This window comes from Pseudomonas sp. R37(2017), assembly GCF_002113375.1.
Classification (GTDB): domain Bacteria; phylum Pseudomonadota; class Gammaproteobacteria; order Pseudomonadales; family Pseudomonadaceae; genus Aquipseudomonas.
In genome coordinates, this window is sequence record NZ_NEHO01000006.1 from 75251 (window position 1) to 97207 (window position 21957).

Consider the following 21957-nt stretch of genomic DNA (forward strand, 5'->3'; position numbering starts at 1 on the left):
ATATTGCGGTTGTTCAGGTTGCCCAGCGTAGTCCGGCGACGCTCAGCAGGATCATGCCGATCCAGACAAGTTTCCAGAACGATACCGTATCACCCATCCAATACATTCCGACGATGGCTGTGCCGGCAGCGCCGATGCCGGTCCAGACCGCATAGGCGGTTCCTACAGGCAGCACTCGCAACGCCACCGTCAGCAAACTCAAACTGCCGGCCAACACGACGACCGTGCCGACCAGCAGCCAGGGTCGCTCGAGGCCGTTTGCAGATTTCAACCCGACAGCAAAGAAAATCTCCAGGAATCCGGCAACGATCAGCAGTAACCACGATGTGTTGTAAGTCATTCGATGAAACCTGCATGGGCAAAAAAAAAGCGAGCCGGTCAAGGCTCGCCAAAGGGAGGTAAAAGGTCAGTTGGCCAACAGTTTGCCGCTGAACAGGCTGATCAGGGTTTTCACCAGCAACACGGTCAGTGCCACGGTGAGGAACAGCAGAATTACAGCAGCGATTACCATCAGCACGGTGTTGTCCTGGGCATGTGCATATTTCAGCGCGGCATTGCTCAGGGCTGCGATGGGAAAGCTGATTGCCCACCACGAAGGGGCAAAGGGCACATCGCGACGGAACACCTTGAAGCTCAACACCACGAACAGGAACAGGCCGAAGTAGAACAATACGCTGGCAAACCGGTCGATCTCGCCGAACACATTGGTGTACGCCAGGAAACCTACTTCAAAGGGTGCAATCAGGACCATCAGCGAGGGCACCATGCCTTTGGCCAGCGTTGTCTCATGCACCAGTCGCGAAAAGATCCGGGTGAAGAAAACCAGTGCCAGTACCGCACCCACCGCGAGAGCAAACAGGTTGAACTCAGCAGCCCAGGCCATAGGCATGTGCGCACCGGTTACCGCGATATCAAGGGTGGCAACACCTGGAATCAACCAGGCAGGTACGGCATTCAAGGAATCCTGGTTGCCCGACAACAGACGGGAAACCACGAGACCCGCGAGCAGCACTGTCAGTGCACTTCCCAGTATCCAGAGAGCCTGTCCGAGCCATTCACTGTGGGGCGCCGCGACTGCCGAAAGCAGTAACACGGCAATGGTGACGGTGCCGAAAAAGTTGCTGGCGATCGGATGGTTGAACTCGGCCCTGACCGCATCTGGATGCTTTACCCATTTGCTCAGGTAACCCAAGGTCAGCAACACGAATACCAGGCCGGCCAGCGCGCCAATCGCTTCACCCAACATGCCGCCGACGCCGTAATACTGACCGCTCAAGCGCCAGGCCAGTCCCAGGCCGGCCAGGCCCATGACCGAGCCGAACAGATTGACAGGCAGGTTTTTGATGGACGTCGTGCTGGTTTGTACTGATTGAGTAGCAGCGACGGTGGGGGTGTATGCAGTGTTCATGGCGGTCTCCCGTTTGACTGAATTTGCTGTTGGAGCTATTTTCAGCCAAACAGATGTTGGCTGAAATAGTCATTAAACGACGTATTCAGCCAATGATTCGACGAGGACAGACATCATGCGCATAACCCTCCTGGCATTCCCCCGCGTGCAACTGCTGGACGTCGTCGGACCTGCCGACGTCTTCGCCGAAGCAGCCAGGCAACTGGGCAATCCACGCGCCTATCGGGTCGAAGTCATAGGTACCGGCAAGGGGATGATCAAAGGCTCAAGCGGTTTGAAGCTTGCCATCGACGACACCTTTGAAACGTATAAAGGCAAGATCGATACCTTGCTCGTGGCCGGTAGCCCACACATCGACGAAATTGCACATGACCCTGCACTGCAAGACTGGCTCTGTCGGCAGGCGAAATCCGTACGCCGCATAGGCTCAGTCTGTAGCGGTGCTTTTCTGCTGGCCGCTGCCGGCCTGCTCGACGGACGCCATGTCACCACTCATTGGAACTCCAGCGCAAAACTCGCGAAGGAACACCCGCAAACCCACGTCGATCCAGACAGCATCTATATCAAGGATGGCAACATCTACACCTCGGCGGGGGTCACAGCGGGCATGGACCTGGCTTTGGCGCTGGTCGAAGAAGACCATGGCAGAGAACTGGCGCTCAGCGTTGCCCGTGAAATGGTGATGTTCTTCAAGCGGCCCGGCGGACAATCGCAGTTCAGCGCGCAACTGGCGGCACAAACCGCCGAACGCAGCGTGATCAGAGACGTGCAGGATTATGTCGTGGAACACCTGAAGGCCGACTTGAGCGTACCCGTCCTGGCCGCCCGCGCCGGTATGAGCGAGCGCAACTTCGCCCGGACCTTCAAGGCCGAAGCCGGTTCGACCCCGGCCGAATTTGTCGAACTGGCGCGCATCGATGCGGCCAGGCGGTTGATCGAAGACTCGGACGTATCACTCAAGCGCTTGGCCGATACAGTCGGTTATGCCAATGCGGACGGATTCAGACGGGCATTCATGCGGCGTCTCGGGGTGGGGCCCAGTGATTATCGAAAGCGGTTTTCATCGATTTGATATAGAGGCGCTTCATTGCCAAGGGTTGCCGCCACATTTTTAACAGCCCGAAGCGTGGCGGCATTCACGACGGACAGGGTGAGCTGATTCGGGGCTTTTTTGGTCATTCACATCACTCAATGCTCATGAGCATGGGAATGGATGGTCAGGGCACCAGGTACCTTGGTGCGTTCGAGCCCCCCGCGTTCCAGCCACCGGAGGGTCTGCTCATAGGCACGCTGCAGCAAAGACTCGGTCTGGTCAAAGTTGAAAACCGAGACATCCACCGGGCACAAGGGTGGGACGATGTGCAGGCTGGTGAGCGTGCGGAAGTGTTCGATGTCGCTCACCAGTTGGCGCATGCTCATCAGATTGACGGTGTGCAGGGCCAGGGCGACCAGTCCTCGGGGCGGTTGCGTCAGGTCGCAACTCACTCCGGTGGGGATGACCACGACGTTGGTGGCTCCCAGGGCTACGGCGGTCGAAATGGGTGTATTGCTTGCCACGCCGCCATCGACCAGGAACTGATCGGCGATTTGTACGCAGGGGAACACCAGCGGAATGGCAGCGCTGGCCAGCAACGCCTGCTCGAGCTCGCCACTGGACAGCACCGTCTCGGCACCGCTGAGCAGGTTGGTGGTGACGATGTACAGGGGCAGCACTGCATCCTCGATTCGGTGAATGGGCAGTGCCTGGCCCAGCAGCCGATTCAAGGCCGACGGCTGCAACAGATAGCCGCGCCGTTTGAGCAATCCCCTGCAGGTATCGATCCAGGAGAGGGGGAAGATGTCGGTTTTACTCAGCCCGCGCCAGAATCCGGCGAGCGCTTCGACGCCGTCGGAATCGGGTCTTGCGGCAAAGTAGGCCCCGTTGATCGCGCCTACCGAAGCACCGATCACCATGTCGAATCGAACATTGGCTTCGACCAGGGCCCGCAACATACCCACCTGCACCGCCCCCAGGCTGCCACCGCCAGCGAATACGATTGCGGTTTTGCTCGCCATGGCGGAAGTCTCCGTGCGCAAATGTATCGACTGAGTGTAGCTGGCAGGTCGACATTACTTCCGTCAGCTTCACCGTGGCAGGGATTATCTGGCGAACTTTTTCGCCCCGGTGACGCAAAGGATCACGGCAACGGTGACACCCAGCATGCCGACACTGACGTGTTCATGCAGCAGGGTGGCCGCCAGGGTCAGCCCGAAGAACGGCTGAAGCAGCTGCAGTTGCCCAACCGCGGCGATGCCCCCTTGGGCCAGTCCGCGATACCAGAACACGAAACCGATCAGCATGCTGAACAGCGAGACGTAAGCCAGGCTGAACCAGGCTGGTGTGCTGATGCCGCTGAACGAAGCGGGCATGCGCATCCAGCTGAGCAGCGCCACGACCGGTAGCGACAAGACCAGCGCCCAGGAAATCACCTGCCAGCCACCGAGGGTTCGCGACAGCTTTGCGCCTTCGGCATAACCCAGGCCACAGGCGAGGATGGCCAGCAGCATCAGGATGTCGCCTTGGGGGGAGGCGGTCAGCCCCTGGGACAGGGCAAACCCGACCACCAGCAGACTGCCCAGCACCGAGAAAATCCAGAACGCCGCCCTTGGTCGCTCGCCGCCACGCAAGACGCCAAACACCGCCGTCGCCAGGGGCAACAGGCCGACGAAGACAATGGAGTGCGCGGACGTCACGTATTGCAGTGCCAGCGCGGTCAACAGGGGAAAGCCTATGACCACGCCCAGGGCGACGATGGCCAGCGGTATCACTTGCTGGCGCGCCGGACGTTTTTCCTTGAACAGCCACAGCAGGCACATCGCCAGGAGCGCAGCGATGGTCGCGCGCGCAACTGTCAGGAACACCGGGTCAAACTCCAGCACCGCCACCCGTGTCGCCGGCAGCGAGCCGCTGAAAATCACGACGCCGATCAGGCCGTTGATCCAGCCGCTGGTGCTGTTTTCCAGCGTCCGGTGTTGCAGGTTCGAGGTCCGTTCCATTTGGCTCACACTCATTGTCTGATTGCACGACACTCATCGTATGAGCGACTATCGATACAATCAAAAAATTGTCATGGATACATCTCGACATGCCTCGATCCCGTTACAAAACGCTCGTGGATGCCTTTGCCGCGGACATCCGTGCCGGGCGTTTGCCCCCCGGCACGCGCCTGCCGACTCATCGGCAACTGGCCACCGAGCATGGCCTGGCACTGGTGACCGCCAGCCGGGTATATGCCGAGCTGGAGGGCATGGGCCTGGTCAGCGGCGAAACCGGACGCGGGACCTTTGTCAGGGAAACCTCGCTGCCGCCGGGGCAGGGCATCTCGCAGCACGTGGTGGCGGCGGGGATGCTTGATCTGAATTTCAACTACCCGTCATTGCCCGGTCAGGCCGACCTGTTGCGCACGGCCTTGCGCCAACTGGCGTTGTCCGGTGACCTGGAGGCCCTCCTGCGTTATCAGCCCCACGCGGGGCGCCAGCATGAGCGGGCCGCGGTCGCGCGGCATCTGGTCGAGCGCGGATTGAACGTGCCGGCCGAACAGGTATTGATCGTCAGCGGCGCCCAACATGGCCTGGCGGTGGCGATGATGACACTGCTCAAGCCCGGCGACGTGATCACCGCCGATGCGCTGACCTATCCTGGTTTCAAGACGCTGGCCGAAACCCTGCACCTGGAAGTCTTGCCCATTCCGGTCACGGACACCGGGCCTGACCTGCCTGCCCTGGAAAAGCTCTGCCGCAGTCGATCGGTGCGGGCCCTGTACGCGATGCCGACCTTGCACAACCCGCTGGGCTGGGTGATGGACGTCGATCAGCGCGAGCAACTGGTGGCGATTGCGCGCCGCCATGACCTGACGATCATCGAGGACGCCGCCTACGCGTTTCTGGCCGAAAACGTACCGCCGCCGCTGGCCGAGATGGCGCCTGAGCGAACGGTGTACGTGTCCGGCCTGTCGAAGAATGTCGCCACCGGGCTGCGTGTCGGCTTCATCGCCGCGCCCGCGCTGTGGATTGCCGCTTTCGAGCGCACCGTCATGGCGACCACCTGGAACACCCCCGGTGTGATGACCGCCATCGCCACCGCCTGGCTCGACGACGGGACCGTCAGCCAACTGGAGTCGCAAAAACGCGCGGACGCCCAGGCCAGGCAAGCCCTGGCCCGCGAGGTGTTGGCGGGGCTCAGGACCATCAGTCACCCCAACTCCTACTTCATCTGGGTGCCGTTGGCCGAAGACGCCCGGGCCGACCGGATCGCCATGGCGTTGATGCGCGAGCAGGTTTCGGTGTCGCCGGCCGAGCCCTTTGCGATTTCCGCCCATGTGCCCCACGCGATACGTTTGGCGTTGGGCTCGGTGGACATGGACTCGTTGCGTATTGCATTGACCAAAGTGAAAAGCGTCGTGGGTTATTTCTCTTAGCAATGCAGTGCGGGGCAGGGCAGTTTTCTTCAATACGCGAGCCGCGCGGCTCATTACCTTGAGGGCCTTGTTCAATTCGCTGGAAGAAGGTGTGCAATGAGTCTGATGATATCCATGGCGGCGTTTGCGCTGGTCGCTTCCATCACGCCGGGACCGGTGAATATCGTGGCGTTGAGCTCCGGTGCGCGCTTTGGCTTCAGGGCCAGCCAGCGTCATGTGGCCGGGGCTACGCTGGGGTTTGTCTTGCTGCTGGTGCTGATGGGATTGGGCCTGCATGAGTTGTTGCAGCGCTGGCCGGCAATGACGCAGGTGGTGCAATGGGCGGGTGTCGCCTTTCTGTTGTACATGGCGTTCAAGCTGGCGGCTGACAATGGGCAGGTGCAAGCCAGAGATGCGGCGCAAGCCCCGTCGATGCTGTATGGCGCCATCATGCAGTGGCTCAACCCGAAGGCCTGGCTGGCCTGTGTTGCCGGCATGGGGGCGTTTGTCGCCGATGGCGAAGCGCGCCTGGTCTGGCAGTTCGCCGCGATTTACCTGGTGATCTGCTATGTGTCGGTCGGGTGTTGGGCGTATGCCGGGTCGTTTTTGCGTGGTTTCTTGAGTAACCCGGCGGGGATGCGGTTGTTTAATCGGTTGATGGCGTTGTTGCTGGCAGGGAGTGCGGTGTACCTGGTGTTGCCATAACTACAGATTCAACCTGGCTACACTCTCAGCCAGCACCACAGGTTCACCCCCGATACTGCCCCGGCGTCGCCGCCAGATGCTGTTTGAATGCCCGCTGAAAGTGCGCCTGATCGGCGAACCCCGCTTCCAGTGCCACGTCCGCGATCAGCTTGCCGCTGCGCAGTTGATCCTGGGCGAACTGGATGCGCCGGTTCACCAGGAACGCGTGGGGTGTCATGCCGTAATGCTGTTTGAAGGCGCGGATCAGGTAGGACGCTGACAATTGCGCCGCCTCGCAGATGTCTTCGAGCCTGAGGGTTTGGGTGCAGTGGTCGCGGATGTAGTCGGCGGCACGCTCCAGCTTGAAATTGGGTTCGCGCAGCGGTGGGTCGATCGGGTTCAAGCGCTGCTGCAGATCAGTGAAAAACTCTACGGCCGCGCTGTGTTTACCCAGGACATCCTGCTGCGGATCGACCAGCACCTCATACAAGCCAGCGAGGCCGGCGAACAGGCTGGCGTCACACGTATGGGTCACCGAGAAACGGCGAAACGCCGCGTCATCGCTGAAGCCGAGCTGATGCTGCAAATCGCTCAGCCACGGCGTATCGACGTACAGCATCAGGTACGACCAGGGCTGGTCTTCGATCGGGTTGCAGGCGTGGACGTCGCCGGGGTTCATCAGCACGACCGTGCCGACGTTGACCTCGAATGCCGACTGCTCATGGAGATAGGTGCTGCGCCCGGCGGTGATCGCACCGATGGAAAAATGCTCGTGGGCGTGCCGGGTGTAGCAGACTTCGCGCCCGTCGGCGATGGCGCGGGCCTCGATGAAGGGCAGGGCGTCATCGCGCCAGAAGCGCGGGGACTGGTCGGCGTTTTTGGCAACGGCGTGCTTCATGCTCACTCCTTGGCAGGTCAGCGCCCGAGTGTATTAGCTCTCGCCGTCAAAGGCGCGCTGCAATGTCGCGATATCGAGTTTTTTCATCTGCATCATCGCTTGCATGGCCCGTTGGGATTTTTTCGTGTCGGGGTCCTTGATCATGTCCATCATGGCGACAGGGACGATCTGCCACGACAACCCGAACTTGTCCCTGAGCCAGCCGCATTGCTGGGCCTCGGGTGCGCCACCGGCCGACAGGTTGCCCCAGTAATGGTCGACTTCTTCCTGGCTCAGGCAATTGACCTGAAACGAAACCGCCTCACTGAACTTGAACAACGGCCCGCCATTGAGGCCGGTGAAGCTCTGCCCGTCGAGCTCGAAGCTGACCGTCATGACCGAGCCTTCCGGCCGGCCATGGAACTCGAAACCGGCGCGGCCGTAATGGGTGATGGTGGTGATTTTCGAATGATCGAAGATCGAGCAATAGAATTTCGCCGCCTCTTCGGCCTGATTGTCGAACCACAGGCAGGGCGTGAGTTTTTGTACGCGTTGCATGGCGGGCACTCCTCGGCAGGTTATGCATGCTGGATTACAGCGTAGCCAGCCTGTGTTCGTTCGGCAGTACCGTAGATCGCCAAAAAGCCGGTGCCGAGGTCGTAGGCCAGTCCTTTCAGTGTCCTCTGAGCGGGATTAACGAATGATGTTGTCTTTATGACTCTTTTGAGAGTCATAAAGACTAAATTTCCCTTGAGTCAAATTGACTCCAATGCAATGAAGGTATTGATTTGCAAAGGGAAATATTCTGGCACGGAACATGAAGAAGACAACGTACAACTGAACGCCTACAGGAGTACGCAAAATGTTCAATGCTGTCATGTGCCTGCTTTCCCAGTATCGGCCGAGCCGGGGAGTGGCTTGATGCGCCGGCTGGCGGCTGCGCCGCTCTTCAGTCTGGGCTTTCGCCCATTCTTTCTCGCCGGTGCCGGTTTCGCCGCCATCGCCGTGGCGCTCTGGGCCCTGTGGCTGTACGGCCGCCTGCCCGGCGCGCAACCGCTGGGCGGCATGCTTGCCTGGCATCGACATGAAATGCCCTTCGGATTCGCCTCCGCCATCATTGCCGGGTTCCTCCTGACAGCCGTGCCTAACTGGACCGGTCGACCGGGGCTCAAGGGCTGGCCGCTGATCGGCCTGGTGCTGGTGTGGTTGCTGGCGCGACTGGCCTGGTTCCTGCCACTGCCGGGACCCTTGTTGTTGGCCTTGCAGGTTCCGTTTCTGCCATTGCTGGCATGGGCGCTGGGGCGCGATCTGGTGGCTGCAGGCAAGCGCGAGAATTATCCGATTCTGCTGATGGTGTCGCTGCTGGCCGGGTGTCAGGCGTTGACCTTGCTGGGGTTTGTCGCCGATGACGCCAATCTGCAACGTCATGGTGTGCTGGCCGCCTTGTGGCTGGTGGGCGCGCTGATGAGCGTGATCGGCGGGCGGGTGATTCCGTTCTTTATCCAGCGCGGCCTGAACCGTCCGGCAAAGCCTGCGGCCCCTGCACTGCCGGGCAAGGTGTTGCTGATCAGCGCCATGCTGGCGGCGGTGTCCTTTGCCGCCGGATTGAACGACACCGCACATGCTTGGCTGGCGTTGTTATTTGCGTTGATGAGCGGTTTGCACCTGCTGCGCCTGTGGCGCTGGCATGACCTCGGCCTGTGGAACGTGCCGCTGCTGTGGTCGCTGTACCTGGCTTACGCGTGGCTTGCGGTGGCGACGCTGGCCATGGCGCTGTGGCACCTGGGCTGGATATCGCAACAAAGCCTGGCTACCCATTCGCTGGCCGTGGGCGGTATTGGCGGGTTGGTTCTGGCGATGATTGCGCGGGTCAGCCTGGGGCATACCGGGCGGTTGTTGCAGCCGTCCAGGGCGATCGTTGCGGGGTTTGTCCTGTTGTTGCTGGCAGGTGCGTGCCGAGTATGGCTGGTGCCTTTTTCCAGTCTCGGATTGGCGCTGTCGGCGCTGCTGTGGTGCAGCGCTTTTGCGGTTTTTGTCTGGCGCTATGCAGGCATTTTATTGAGGCCAAGGCTCTAACAAGGGGTTCCATGGCCGCCCATCGAGGCGGCCTTTGCATGACCGGTGGTCGATGCGCCAAGGCCTGCCGGGAAATTTGCGCTTAGCTGAAGGGATAACCCGAGGCGCGCGCAGGTTGTACGAGGCTGCAGCGACGCCCCTTCAGATCACCGTGAATCTGAGGAACAAGCGCCATGCTGACCCTGAACATCAATGGCCAGGATCAGGAGCTGGATGTCCCCGCAGACATGCCGCTGCTCTGGGTCTTGCGCGATGTCGCTCACCTCACCGGCACCAAATTCGGTTGTGGCATAGCCCAATGCGGGGCCTGCACCGTACACGTCGATGGCGCACCGCTGCGCTCGTGCATCACACCGGCCACGGCCGTGGCCCATGGGCAAAAGATTCTCACCATCGAAGGGCTGTCCGCGGACGGTTCGCATCCGGTGCAACAGGCCTGGGCGGAACTTGACGTGGTCCAGTGCGGTTACTGCCAGTCCGGGCAAATCATGTCGGCGGCGGCGTTGCTGGCAAAGATTCCGCAACCGACCGACAACGATATCGATCAGGCGCTGTCCGGGAACATCTGCCGTTGCGGCACTTACCCGCGGATCCGCGCGGCGGTCAAGCGCGCCGCCGAGCTGGGTTGAGGTGGCCATGAACAGCATCAACGCGTTTTCGCGCCGTGGTTTCCTCAAGGGCAGTGCTGTGCTGGGCGGTGGGCTGGTGGTGGCGTTTGCCATGCCGGGTGCCCATCGGTTCGCCATGGGCGCGGAGAATCAGGGCAGCGTGTTTGCGCCCAACGCTTTCCTGCGCATTGGCAATGACAACAGCGTCACCGTGCTGCTGGGGCACTCGGAAATGGGCCAGGGCATCTGGACCGGTCTGACCATGCTGATTGCCGAAGAGTTGGACGCCGATTGGTCAAGGATCCGCGTCGAACATGCCCCGGCATCGGCCGTCGACTACGGCCTGCCTGGCTTTGGCGGCATGCAAATCACCGGCGGCTCGACCTCGACCTGGATGGAGTTCGATCGCTATCGCCAGGCCGGCGCGACGGCGCGCTTGATGCTGATCGACGCGGCGGCCAAGCGGTTCAACGTCGCGCCGTCCGAGATTCATACCGAGTCAGGCGTGGTCATTGCGGGTGAACACCGTGCCACCTATGGCGAGTTGGCCGATGACGCCGGGCAACTGCCACGGCCGGACCCGGCCTCGATCACACTCAAGGAGGCAAAGGATTGGAAGCTGATCGGCAGACCCACCAAGCGCCTGGACACCCCGGAGAAAATCACCGGCCGGGCTAAATTCGGCATGGATGTGCAGTTCGACGGGCTGATGACCGCGATGGTCGCCCGTTCGCCCACCTTCGGAGGCACCGTCAAATCCTTTGAAGGGGCCGAGGCGCTGGCGATTCCGGGTGTGCACAAAGTGGTGCAGGTGCCGACGGGGATCGCGGTGATCGCCGATCATTACTGGGCGGCGAAGCTGGGGCGCGATGCGCTGAAAATCGAATGGGATCCGGGACCGAACGCCGGGCTCGACAGCCACGCGCTACTGGAGAGTTTCCGCAAACTCGCCGCGACCCCTGGCCTGAACGCCGGTCAGGCGGGCGATACCCAGGCTGCGCTGGCGAAAGCGGCCAGGATCATCGACGCCGAATACAGCGTGCCGTACCTGGCCCACGCGCCGATGGAGCCGCTCAACTGTACGGTGCGCATCACCCAGGACAAATGCGAAATCTGGACCGGCACCCAATTCCAGACCCTGGACCAGATGGTCGCCGGGAAAATCACCGGGCTCAAACCCGAACAGGTCGAGATCCATACCGAGTTTCTCGGCGGTGGCTTCGGGCGGCGGGCCAATCCGACTTCGGATTTCGTCAGCGAAGCGGTGTATGTCGCCAAGGCTGCCGGCGCCCCGGTGAAAACCGTGTGGGCGCGGGAGGATGACATCCGCGGTGGCTATTACCGCTCGGCGTTCCTGCACCATGCACGGATCGGGCTGGACGCCGACGGCCAGCCGCTGGCATGGAAACATGTGATGGTCGGGCAGTCGATCATGGCCGGAACCTCCCTTGAAGCGAGCATGGTCAAGGACGGGATCGACAAGACGTCGGTCGAAGGCATGGCCGACAGCCCCTACATTGGCGGGCTGGCCCATCACCAGATCGAACTGCACTCCCCGAAAACCGGCATCAGCGTGTTGTGGTTGCGTTCGGTGGGGCACACCCATACCGCGTTTGTCATGGAGTCGCTGATCGATGAACTGGCCGCGGCGACCGGCAAGGATCCGGTGGACTATCGGCGCACCTTGCTCAAGGACCATCCGCGCCACCTCGGTGTGCTCAACCTCGCGGTGGAGAAAGCCGACTGGGCCGCGCCGCTGCCCGATGGCCATGCGCTGGGTGTGGCGGTGCATGAATCGTTCGGCAGCTATGTGGCGCAAGTGGCCGAGGTGTCCCAGGACAACCTCGCCATCCGCGTGCACCGGGTGGTCTGTGCGGTGGACTGCGGCATTGCGGTCAACCCGCAGAGCATCGCCGCGCAGATGGAGTCGGGCATCACCTTTGGCCTCAGCTTTGCCTTGCACAGCAAACTGACACTCAAGAACGGGCAAGTGGTGCAGTCCAACTACCACGACTATCAGGTGCTGCGGCTCAATGAAATGCCGGTGGTTGAAGTGCATATCCTGCCCAGCAGCGACAAACCCGGTGGTATCGGCGAAGCCGGTGTGCCGCCCACGGCTCCCGCGGTGGCCAACGCCGTGTTCGCCCTGACCGGGCAGCGCCTGCGGGAGCTGCCCTTGCAGCTGTCGGGGGTGTGAGATGAAACGACATCACTGGTTGCTCGGGACGGTGATTCTGGTCTGCCTGATCGCCTACGCATCCCACGTACTCGCCGATGAGCGGGAGGCCTTGGAGGCGTTCGACACCGTGCAGAAAGTTTTCCAGAGCCCCCGTTGCCAGAACTGCCACATTCCCGGTGATTCGCCGCTGCAATTCGATGCCGGAGTGCCCCACGCCATGAATGTCGTGCGCGGCATGGACGGCAAGGGCTCGGCCGGGTTGCCCTGTGCAACCTGTCATGGGCAAAGCAATCCGCCGGCCAGTTACGGTCCCCATGCGCCACCCGGCGCACCGCACTGGGGTCTGCCGCCGGCAGCGCAGCGGATGGCCTGGATTGGCCTGCCAGCCGACCGGCTCTGCGCGATGATCAAGGATCGCTCCAGCAACGGTGACCGGGATTTCGCCGCGCTGATCAAGCATGTCAGCGACGACAGATTGGTGCTGTGGGGCTGGAATCCCGGCGGTAGTCGCGCACCCGTGCCGGTGCCCCACGACATCTTCGTCGCCCAGTTCAAGCGCTGGGCCGATGCAGGAGGGCCGTGCCCGGTGACCGGCAGCTGACCAACGGCACGCTTGCGTGGAGACAATGCGGGTGTGGACGACTCTAAGGTGCATACCTGCCAAGGGAGTTAACCATGTTGATCTCAGGCAAATCGGGCCGATCCGCAAGCCCGTTGCTCACGCCACAGCAAGAACGGCAGCGGCTGCGTGAAATGGCGCGCCAGGCCGAGCGAGAGCTGGCCGGCGTGCAAATGGCAAGCATGGATGAGCTGACGCTGCTGTCCAATCGCCATGGCTTCACCGCGCTGGCCCGGCTTGGACTGGACGCTTGCCGAGCGCTGGAAACGTCGGCGACGTTGTTGTACTTCACCCTCGATGAATTCAAGCGCATCAGCTACCTGTATGGCCGGGCCAAAGCCGACGATGCGCTCAAGACCTTCGCCGATGTCCTGCGCATCGGCTTTCGCGAGAACGATGTGGTCGGGCGGCTTGAAGGCGACCGGTTCGTGGCGTTGCTGACCGGATCCAGCTCCGTGGAGATTGCGGCCATCAAGGCTCGGCTCAATGAGATCCTCGAGGAGCGCAACGCCACGGCGCGTCGCAGTTATGACATTCGGTTCAGTGTCACCCAGGTCGAATATGTGCCCACGGTTCATGACTCGATCGAGGAGCTGCTGGGTGAGGCCGAGCGGGCAATAGCAGACACAAATCCCGGGAACGCCATATAAACCTGTAGGAGCGAGTAAGCTCGCGATGAGGCCGGCACATCCAACCTCCACATCGCCTGACACGCCGCCATCGCGAGCTTGCCGCAAGCGGGCACCCGCTCCTACAGGGGGGCAGGCATAAAAAACCCGCCTGATCAGGCGGGTTCTTTATCTGGCTGCCCGAAGATTACTCTTCGATGCTGCCCATGGCCGTGGTGTTGAAGCCGCCGTCCACATACATGATTTCACCGCTGATGCCGGACGCCAGGTCCGAGCACAGGAAGGCGCCGGCATTGCCGACTTCTTCGATGGTGACGTTGCGGCGCAGCGGAGTTTGCGCTTCGTTCGCGGCCAGCATCTTGCGGAAGTTCTTGATGCCGGAAGCGGCGAGGGTGCGGATGGGACCTGCCGATACGCAGTTGACGCGAGTACCGTCCGGGCCCAGGGAGCCGGCCAGGTAACGCACGCCGGCTTCCAGGGATGCCTTGGCCATGCCCATTACGTTGTAGTTCGGCATGGTGCGCTCGGCGCCCAGGTACGACAGGGTCAGCAGGCTGCCGTTGCGGCCTTTCATCATTTCGCGGCCGGCCTTGGCCAGGGCCACGAAGCTGTAGGCGCTGATGTCGTGGGAGATGCGGAAACCTTCACGGGTAGTGGCTTCGGTGAAGTCGCCGTCCAGTTGGTCGCCCGGGGCGAAGCCCACGGAGTGCACGATGCAGTCCAGGCCGTCCCACTTCTTGCTCAGCGCTTCGAAGACCTTGGCGATTTCTTCATCGCTGGCCACGTCGCACGGGAAGCACAGTTCAGGACTCGAACCCCAGCCTTGTGCGAACTCTTCGACACGACCCTTGAGTTTGTCGTTCTGATAAGTGAAGGCAAGCTCAGCGCCCTCGCGATGCATGGCGGCAGCGATGCCGGATGCGATGGACAGCTTGCTGGCGACACCGACGATCAGTACGCGCTTACCGGCGAGAAAACCCATGTGTTGCTCCTCTTTCAGGTTATTGCGCAGTGGCTGGAGCCAGAAAAGCGGCTTCCAGCAACTGCTGTGTATACGGATGTTTGGGGGCGGCAAAAATGCTTTGCGCGTCTCCCTGTTCGACCACTTGGCCATGCTTGACCACCATCAACTGGTGGCTCAGCGCTTTCACCACAGCCAGGTCATGGCTGATAAACAGATACGTCAGGTTGTACTTGCTTTGCAGTGAACGCAAAAGCTCCACTACCTGGCGTTGCACCGTGCGGTCGAGGGCCGAAGTCGGCTCGTCCAGCAAAATCAACGCCGGTTTTAACACCAATGCCCGGGCAATGGCGATTCTTTGCCGCTGCCCGCCGGAAAATTCGTGGGGATAGCGGTGCCGGGTTTCCGGATCCAGACCTACCTCCTTGAGTGCTGCAATAATCGCTTGTTCCTGTTCCGCCTCGGTGCCCATCTTGTGGATCCGCAGGCCTTCGCCAACGATCTGGCTCACGCACATCCTCGGGCTCAGGCTGCCGAAAGGGTCCTGAAACACCGCTTGCAACTCCCGCCGCAGTGGCCTGACTTGTTGCTGCGTCAGGCAGTCCAGCTGCTGGCCTTCAAAGCGAATTGCGCCTTTGCTGGCAATCAACCGCAAAATCGCCAGGCCCAGCGTCGACTTGCCGGAGCCGCTTTCACCCACGATTCCCAGGGTCTGGCCCCGGGGCAGGCTGAAGTTGATGCCATCGACCGCCTTGACGTAATCCACCGTGCGCTTGAGCAGGCCTTTCTTGATCGGAAACCAGACTTTCAGGTCCTCGACCGCCAGCAGTGGCGGGCCGATCACGTTGCCGGCAGGCTTGCCGTCTGGCTCCGCCGCCAGCAGTTCCCGAGTGTACGGATGCTGCGGCGCGCGGAACAGTTCTTCGCACGATGCCTGTTCGACGATGCAACCTCGCTGCATGACACATACGCGATGCGCAATTCTTCGCACAAGGTTCAAATCGTGGCTGATCAGCAGCAACGCCATGCCCAGGCGCGCCTGCAATTGCTTGAGCAATTCGAGGATTTTCAGCTGAACGGTCACGTCCAGCGCGGTGGTCGGCTCGTCGGCGATCAGCAGTTCCGGCTCGTTGGCCAGGGCCATGGCGATCATCACCCGCTGGCGCTGGCCGCCAGACAGTTCGTGGGGCAGGGCCTTGAGGCGCTTGTGCGGCTCGGGGATGCCGACCATCTCCAGCAGTTCCAGCGTGCGTTTGGTCGCGACCTTGCCACTCAGTCCCATGTGAATGCCCAGCACTTCGTTGATCTGTTTTTCGATCGAGTGCAGGGGATTGAGCGAGGTCATCGGCTCCTGGAAGATCATTGCAATGCGGTTGCCGCGAATGTGGCGAATGGTTTTTTCTTTCAGGTTGAGCAGGTTTTGCCCGGAATATTCGATGGCGCCGGACGGGTGCCGGGCGAGCGGGTAGGGCAAAAGGCGCAGGATCGAGTGCGCTGTCACCGATTTGCCGGAGCCGCTCTCGCCGACCAGGGCCAGGGTTTCACCGCGCTTGATATCGAAGCTGACGCCTTCGACCGCCCGCTGACAGCGATTGCCGACGACAAACTCGACGGACAGGTCGCGCACTTCGATCAGATTTTCCTGATTCATTTCACTTCCTCGGGTCGAAGGCATCGCGAGCGGACTCGCCGATGAACACCAGCAGGCTCAACATCACCGCCAGCACGGCAAAGGCGCTGATGCCCAACCACGGCGCCTGCAGGTTGGATTTGCCCTGGGCCACCAGTTCACCCAGGGACGGGCTGCCCGCGGGCAGGCCGAAACCGAGGAAGTCCAGGGCGGTCAGGGTGCCGATGGCGCCCGTGAGGATGAACGGCATGAAGGTCATGGTCGAGACCATCGCGTTGGGCAGGATATGGCGGAACATGATCGCACCGTTCTGCATGCCCAGGGCGCGGGCGGCACGCACGTATTCCAGGTTGCGCCCGCGCAGGAACTCGGCGCGCACCACGTCCACCAGGCTCATCCACGAGAACAGCAGCATGATCCCCAGCAGCCACCAGAAGTTGGGTTGCACGAAACTGGCGAGGATGATCAGCAGGTACAGCACCGGCAGCCCGGACCAGATCTCCAGGAAACGTTGCCCGGCCAGATCCACCCAGCCGCCGTAGAAACCCTGCAAGGCCCCGGCGATCACGCCGATGATCGAGCTGAGTACGGTCAGGGTCAGGGCGAACAGCACCGAAATGCGGAAGCCGTAGATCACCCTGGCCAGCACGTCACGGCCCTGATCGTCGGTGCCCAGCAGGTTGTCCGCCGAGGGCGGGGCCGGCGCCGGGACCTTCAGGTCGTAGTTGATGCTCTGGTAGCTGTAGGGGATCGGCGCCCACAGTACCCAGGCGTCCTTGGCCTTGAGCAGTTCGCGGATGTAGGGGCTCTTGTAGTTCGCCTCCAGCGGAAATTCGCCGCCGAAGGTGGTTTCCGGGTAGCGCTTGAGCGCCGGGAAGTACCAGTTGTTGTCGTAATGCACCGCCAGCGGCTTGTCGTTGGCGATCAGTTCGGCGCCAAGGCTTGCGCCGAACAGGATCAGGAACAGCCACAGCGACCACCAGCCACGCCGGTTGGCCTTGAACAGTTCGAAGCGACGGCGATTGAGAGGGGACAGGTTCATCTCAATGCTCCCGGCTTTCGAAGTCGATGCGCGGATCGACAAAGGTGTAGGTGAGGTCGCCGATCAGTTTCACCACCAGCCCGACCAGGGTGAAGATGAACAGAGTGCCAAACACCACCGGGTAATCGCGGTTGATCGCCGCCTCGAAACTCATCAGGCCAAGGCCGTCGAGGGAGAAAATCACCTCCACCAGCAACGAGCCGGTGAAGAAGATCCCGATGAAGGCTGAGGGGAAACCGGCGATCACCAGCAGCATGGCGTTGCGGAACACGTGGCCGTACAACACGCGGTGGTTGGTCAGGCCCTTGGCCTTGGCGGTGATCACGTATTGCTTGTTGATTTCATCGAGGAAGCTGTTTTTGGTCAGCAGGGTCATGGTCGCGAAGTTGCCGATCACCAGCGCGGTCACCGGCAGCGCCAGGTGCCAGAAGTAGTCGAGGATCTTGCCGCCCATGCTCAGTTCATCGAAGTTGTTCGAGGTCAGGCCGCGCAACGGGAACCAGTCCAGGTAACTGCCGCCGGCAAACACCACGATCAGCAGGATGGCGAACAGGAACGCCGGGATCGCGTAGCCGACGATGATCGCCGAGCTGGTCCAGACGTCGAAGTGACTGCCGTGCCGCGTGGCCTTGGCGATCCCCAGCGGGATCGACACCAGGTACATGATCAGCGTGCTCCACAGTCCGAGGGAGATCGAGACCGGCATCTTTTCCTTGATCAGGTCGATGACCTTGGCGTCACGGAAGAAGCTGTCGCCGAAATCCAGCGCCGCATAGTTCTTGACCATGATCCACAAGCGTTCCGGCGCCGACTTGTCGAAACCGTACATGTGCTCGATTTCCTTGATCAGCGCCGGGTCCAGTCCCTGGGCGCCGCGGTAGGCCGAGCCTGCCACCGAGACTTCGGCACCGCCGCCGGCGATGCGGCTGGTGGCGCCTTCGAAGCCTTCGAGCTTGGCGATCATCTGTTCCACCGGCCCGCCCGGGGCGGCCTGGATGATCACGAAGTTGATCAGCAAAATGCCGAACAGGGTCGGAATGATCAGCAACAGTCGACGAAATATGTACGCCAGCATCTGATTACTCCGTGCCCGCAGGTTCGGCCTGCAGTGTGGTTTCGACTTCTATCGCCGGCTTGATGTCAGGCTTGACCCACCAGGTGGCCGTGCCGATGTCGTACTTGGGCGAGACCTTTGGATGGCCGATGTGGTTCCAGTACGCCACGCGCCAGGTCTTGATGTGCCAGTTGGGTATTACGTAATAGCCCCATTGCAGAACGCGGTCCAGCGCCCGGGCATGGGCCACCAGGCTTTTACGCGAATCGGCGTTGATCAGTTGTTCGACCAGTTGATCGACCACCGGATCCTTCAGGCCCATGGAGTTGCGGCTGCCGGGCTTGTCGGCAGCGGCCGACATCCAGAATTCCCGTTGTTCGTTACCCGGCGAATTGGATTGCGGGAAGCTGCCGACGATCATGTCGAAGTCCCGGGAGCGCACGCGGTTGATGTATTGCGAGACATCGACCCGGCGGATCACCAGGTCGATGCCCAGGTCACTCAAGTTGCGCTTGAACGGCAACAGCACCCGTTCGAACTCGGTCTGGGCCAGCAGGAACTCGATGACCACCGGTTTGCCGCTGGCATCGACCATTTTGTCATCGACGATACGCCAGCCGGCCTCCTGCAACAGTTGATAGGCTTCCCGTTGTTGGGCGCGAATCATGCCGCTGCCGTCGGTGGTCGGGTTCTGGAAGGCTTCACTGAACACCTGCGGTGGCAGCTTGCTGCGCAACGGCTCGAGGATCGCCACCTGATCGGCATCCGGCAGGCCGGTGGCGGCCATTTCCGAGTTCTCGAAGTAACTGCGTGTGCGTGCATAGGCGCTGTTGAACAGCTGCTTGTTGGTCCATTCGAAGTCCAGCAACAACGACAAGGCCTGGCGTACGCGAACATCCTGGAACACCGGGCGGCGCAGATTGAACACGAAGCCTTGCATGCCGGTCGGGTTGCCGTTGGGAATCTGTTCCTTGACCAGCCGGCCTTCGGTGACCGCCGCAATGTTGTAGGCGTTGGCCCAGTTCTTCGCGGTCATCTCCAGCCAGTAGTCGAACTGCCCGGCCTTGAGCGCCTCCAGGGCAACGGTGTTGTCGCGGTAGTAATCGGTGGTCATCACGTCGAAGTTGTAGAAACCCCGATTGACTGGCAGGTCCTTGCCCCAGTAATCCTTGACCCGCTCATAACGCACCGAGCGTCCGGCCTTCACTTCGCTGACCTTGTATGGACCGCTGCCCAGCGGGATTTCCAGGTTGCCCTTGTTGAAGTCACGGTCGGCCCACCAGTGCTTGGGCAGCACCGGCAACTGGCCGAGGATCAGCGGCAGTTCGCGGTTGTTGGTGTGCTTGAACTTGAACAGCACGGTGAGCGGGTCTTCGGCGACCACTTCCGCCACGTCGCTGTAGTAGCCGCGGTACATCGGGGCGCCGTCTTTGGTCAGCATCTGGAAGCTGAACACCACATCTTCGGCACGGATCGGATGGCCGTCGTGGAAGCGCGCCTCGGGGCGCAGGTAGAAACGCACCCAGCCGTTGTCCGGGGCTTTCTCGATCAGGCGGGCGATCAGGCCGTACTCGGTGAACGGTTCGTCCAGGCCCTGTTTGGCCAGGGTGTCGTAGATCATGCCGATATCGTCCGCCGGCACGCCCTTGCTGATGAACGGGTTGAGGCTGTCGAAACCGCCGAAGCCGGCCTGGCGGAAGGTTCCGCCCTTGGGCGCGTCGGGATTGACGTAATCGAAGTGTTTGAAGTCGGCCGGGTACTTCGGTGGCTCGTTGTACAGGGTCACGGCGTGTTGCGGAGCGGCGCAGGCCAGCCCGGCGAACAACAGGCCGCTGGCCTGCAGGAGCAGGCTGCGGATGGGTTTCATCGATCTTTCTCCGAAGATTTCAGCCACCACGCATTCAGTCCCAGGGTGTAGGGCGGCGTGGTGACGAAGGCGAGCCGGTTGCGGTACGCCAGGCGGTGATAATTGAGGTACCAGTTGGGGACGATGTAGTGCTGCCACAGCAGCACGCGGTCGAGGGCCTTGCCGGCGGCGATTTGCTCATCGCGGTTCTGGGCGGCCAGTAACTGTTCGAGCAGATGGTCGACCACCGGGTTGGCGATGCCGGCGTAGTTCTTGCTGCCCTTGACTCCGGCCTGGCTGGAATGAAAGTACTGCCACTGTTCCAGGCCCGGGCTGAGCGTCTGGTTGAGGGTCATCAGAATCATGTCGAAATCGAACTGGTCGAGGCGTTGTTTGTATTGTGCGCGATCGACAGTGCGCAGTTGCGCATCGATGCCGATGCCGGTCAGGGTCTCGACGTAAGGCTGGAGGATGCGTTCAAGGTTCGGGTTGACCAGCAGCAACTCCAGCCGTAACGGTTGCCCGGCGGCGTTTTGCAGACGCTGGCCGTTGAGCTTCCAGCCGGCTTCGGCGAGCAGGCCGAGCGCTTTGCGCAAGGTCTCCCGGGGGATACCGCGGCCGTCGGTCTGCGGCAGGCTGAACGGTTCGGTAAAGAGCCTCGGCGGCAGTTGGTCGCGATAGGGCTTGAGCAGCAGCCATTCGTGCCCGACCGGTAGTCCCTCGGCCGAGAACTCGCTGTTGGGGTAGTAGCTCTTGGCGCGTTGGTAGGCCCCGCCGAACAGCGTGCGGTTGGTCCACTCGAAGTTGAACATCAGTCCCAGTGCTTCACGGACCCTGGCGTCCGAGAATGTCGGGCGACGGCTGTTCATGAACAGGCCCTGGGTCTGGGTCGGGATTCGATGGGCAATCTGCGCCTTGATCACCTCACCGCGGCGTATGGCCGGGAAGTTGTAGCCGCTGTCCCAGTTCTTCGCCTGATGCTCGATATAGAGGTCGAACTCACCGGCCTTGAACGCCTCGAACGCCACGTCACTGTCACGGTAGAACTCGACTTCCATGCGATCGAAATTGTACTTGCCGCGATTGACCGGCAGGTCCTTGCCCCAGTAATCCTTGACCCGCTCGAAGACGATCTGTCGCCCCGGCGTGACCGACGTGATGCGATACGGTCCGCTGCCCAGGGGTGGTTCGAAGGTGGTGGCCTTGAAGTCGCGACCTTTCCAGTAGTGCTGTGCCAGCACCGGCATTTCGCCCAGGCGCAGGATCAGCAGCGGATTGCCGGCGCGCTTGAGCACGAAGCGGATTCGCAGCGGGTTGAGGATGTCCACCCGTGACACTTCCTGAAGGCTGGTGCGGTACAGCGGATGGCCTTCCTTGAGCAACGTGCGGTAGGAGAACGCGACGTCGTAGGCGGTGATCGGCGTGCCGTCATGGAAGCGCGCTTCGGGGCGCAGGTTGAACACCACCCAACTGCGATCCTCGTTGTATTCCACCGACCGGGCGATCAGGCCATAGCTGGATGCGGGCTCGTCACCCGAGGGCGCGTACTGCCCGGTGCCGACCATCAGCGGCTCGTTGAGCTCATTGATACCGTACTGCAGGAAACTGGGTGTGGTGACCGGGCTGGTGCCCTTGAAAGTGTAGGGATTGAGCGTATCGAAGGTGCCAAACGCCATGACCCGCAACGTTCCACCCTTGGGCGCTTGCGGGTTGACCCAGTCGAAGTGGGTAAATCGGGCTGGGTACTTGAGCGTGCCGAACTGCGCATAACCATGGCTTTCGCTGATCGTCGCGCTCGCGGTGGAACTCAAGGCCAGGCTGATCAGGAACAGGGGCAGGGAACGCTTCAAATAGGGGGTCCGATCCAGGCGGCTTGGGCTTTGTGGATCGTACAGTAACAGCTTGTAT

At 61.5% G+C, this 21957-nt stretch carries 20 protein-coding genes; 8 read left to right on the forward strand and 12 right to left on the reverse strand.

The features are described 5' to 3' along the window. Positions 1–13: 13 nt before the first annotated feature. Positions 14–340, reverse strand: a complete 327-nt coding sequence (locus CAG47_RS12340) for a multidrug efflux SMR transporter (RefSeq protein WP_085725131.1) — start codon at positions 338–340, stop codon at positions 14–16. A gap of 66 nt (positions 341–406) precedes the next feature. Then, entirely contained in the window at positions 407–1408 is a 1002-nt protein-coding gene (locus tag CAG47_RS12345) for an SLAC1 anion channel family protein (protein ID WP_085725132.1), read from the reverse strand. Positions 1409–1523: 115 nt separating this feature from the next. On the opposite strand from CAG47_RS12345, the gene CAG47_RS12350 reads away from it, so the two are divergent. Further along, positions 1524–2480 carry a GlxA family transcriptional regulator gene (locus CAG47_RS12350; RefSeq protein WP_085725133.1) on the forward strand — a complete coding sequence of 319 codons (957 nt, stop codon included), beginning with the start codon at positions 1524–1526 and terminating at the stop codon, positions 2478–2480. A 116-nt stretch (positions 2481–2596) separates the two neighbouring features. Here the strand turns inward: CAG47_RS12350 and CAG47_RS12355 are convergent, their stop codons facing one another. Together CAG47_RS12355 and CAG47_RS12360 are read right to left on the reverse strand one after the other, a co-directional pair. Then, the gene (locus CAG47_RS12355) at positions 2597–3463 is read right to left on the reverse strand and encodes a patatin-like phospholipase family protein (protein ID WP_085725134.1); all 867 of its coding nucleotides are present in this window, start codon (positions 3461–3463) and stop codon (positions 2597–2599) included. 84 nt (positions 3464–3547) lie between these two features. Continuing rightward, positions 3548–4444, reverse strand: a complete 897-nt coding sequence (locus CAG47_RS12360) for a DMT family transporter (protein WP_085725135.1) — start codon at positions 4442–4444, stop codon at positions 3548–3550. Between the two features lie 89 nt (positions 4445–4533). Between CAG47_RS12360 and CAG47_RS12365 the strand changes: the two genes are divergently transcribed. After that, positions 4534–5865: a PLP-dependent aminotransferase family protein gene (locus tag CAG47_RS12365; protein ID WP_085725136.1), complete on the forward strand. Its 1332-nt coding sequence runs from the start codon at positions 4534–4536 to the stop codon at positions 5863–5865. Between the two features lie 96 nt (positions 5866–5961). After that, entirely contained in the window at positions 5962–6549 is a 588-nt protein-coding gene (locus CAG47_RS12370; RefSeq protein WP_085725137.1) for a LysE family translocator, read from the forward strand. Between the two features lie 43 nt (positions 6550–6592). Here the strand turns inward: CAG47_RS12370 and CAG47_RS12375 are convergent, their stop codons facing one another. Together CAG47_RS12375 and CAG47_RS12380 are read right to left on the reverse strand one after the other, a co-directional pair. Continuing rightward, positions 6593–7426 (reverse strand): AraC family transcriptional regulator, encoded by an 834-nt coding sequence (locus CAG47_RS12375; RefSeq protein ID WP_085725138.1) that lies wholly within the window; start codon positions 7424–7426, stop codon positions 6593–6595. A gap of 33 nt (positions 7427–7459) precedes the next feature. Beyond that, entirely contained in the window at positions 7460–7963 is a 504-nt protein-coding gene (locus tag CAG47_RS12380) for a VOC family protein (protein ID WP_085725139.1), read from the reverse strand. A gap of 363 nt (positions 7964–8326) precedes the next feature. Here CAG47_RS12380 and CAG47_RS12385 point away from each other — a divergent pair, with 363 nt between their 5' ends. The 5 genes from CAG47_RS12385 (at position 8327) to CAG47_RS12405 (ending at position 13537) form a co-directional block, all read left to right on the forward strand. After that, positions 8327–9481, forward strand: coding sequence for an NnrS family protein (locus CAG47_RS12385; protein ID WP_085725140.1), 1155 nt, complete (start codon positions 8327–8329; stop codon positions 9479–9481). 173 nt (positions 9482–9654) lie between these two features. Then, positions 9655–10110 (forward strand): (2Fe-2S)-binding protein, encoded by a 456-nt coding sequence (locus CAG47_RS12390; protein ID WP_085725141.1) that lies wholly within the window; start codon positions 9655–9657, stop codon positions 10108–10110. Between the two features lie 7 nt (positions 10111–10117). Then, positions 10118–12286, forward strand: a complete 2169-nt coding sequence (locus CAG47_RS12395) for a xanthine dehydrogenase family protein molybdopterin-binding subunit (RefSeq protein WP_085725142.1) — start codon at positions 10118–10120, stop codon at positions 12284–12286. Position 12287: 1 nt separating this feature from the next. Then, on the forward strand, positions 12288–12869 hold the full coding sequence (locus CAG47_RS12400; RefSeq protein WP_085725143.1) for a hypothetical protein: 582 nt from the start codon (positions 12288–12290) through the stop codon (positions 12867–12869). A gap of 74 nt (positions 12870–12943) precedes the next feature. Beyond that, entirely contained in the window at positions 12944–13537 is a 594-nt protein-coding gene (locus CAG47_RS12405; RefSeq protein ID WP_085725144.1) for a GGDEF domain-containing protein, read from the forward strand. Between the two features lie 166 nt (positions 13538–13703). Here CAG47_RS12405 and fabI read toward each other — a convergent pair whose 3' ends face one another. From fabI to CAG47_RS12435, 6 genes are read right to left on the reverse strand one after another with little or no spacing between them, the layout of a single operon-like run. After that, positions 13704–14498: an enoyl-ACP reductase FabI gene (gene fabI / locus CAG47_RS12410; protein ID WP_085725145.1), complete on the reverse strand. Its 795-nt coding sequence runs from the start codon at positions 14496–14498 to the stop codon at positions 13704–13706. A gap of 19 nt (positions 14499–14517) precedes the next feature. After that, the gene (locus tag CAG47_RS12415; protein WP_085725146.1) at positions 14518–16128 is read right to left on the reverse strand and encodes an ABC transporter ATP-binding protein; all 1611 of its coding nucleotides are present in this window, start codon (positions 16126–16128) and stop codon (positions 14518–14520) included. 1 nt (position 16129) lies between these two features. After that, entirely contained in the window at positions 16130–17149 is a 1020-nt protein-coding gene (locus CAG47_RS12420) for an ABC transporter permease (RefSeq protein ID WP_085725147.1), read from the reverse strand. Between the two features lies 1 nt (position 17150). Further along, complete coding sequence (locus tag CAG47_RS12425; RefSeq protein WP_085725148.1) at positions 17151–18224, reverse strand: microcin C ABC transporter permease YejB; 1074 nt, start codon at positions 18222–18224, stop codon at positions 17151–17153. 4 nt (positions 18225–18228) lie between these two features. Continuing rightward, on the reverse strand, positions 18229–20070 hold the full coding sequence (locus tag CAG47_RS12430; protein WP_085725149.1) for an extracellular solute-binding protein: 1842 nt from the start codon (positions 20068–20070) through the stop codon (positions 18229–18231). Beyond that, positions 20067–21887, reverse strand: coding sequence for an extracellular solute-binding protein (locus tag CAG47_RS12435; RefSeq protein ID WP_371917205.1), 1821 nt, complete (start codon positions 21885–21887; stop codon positions 20067–20069). The genes CAG47_RS12430 and CAG47_RS12435 overlap by 4 nt, the downstream gene beginning before the upstream one ends. Between the last annotated feature and the right edge of the window lie 70 nt (positions 21888–21957).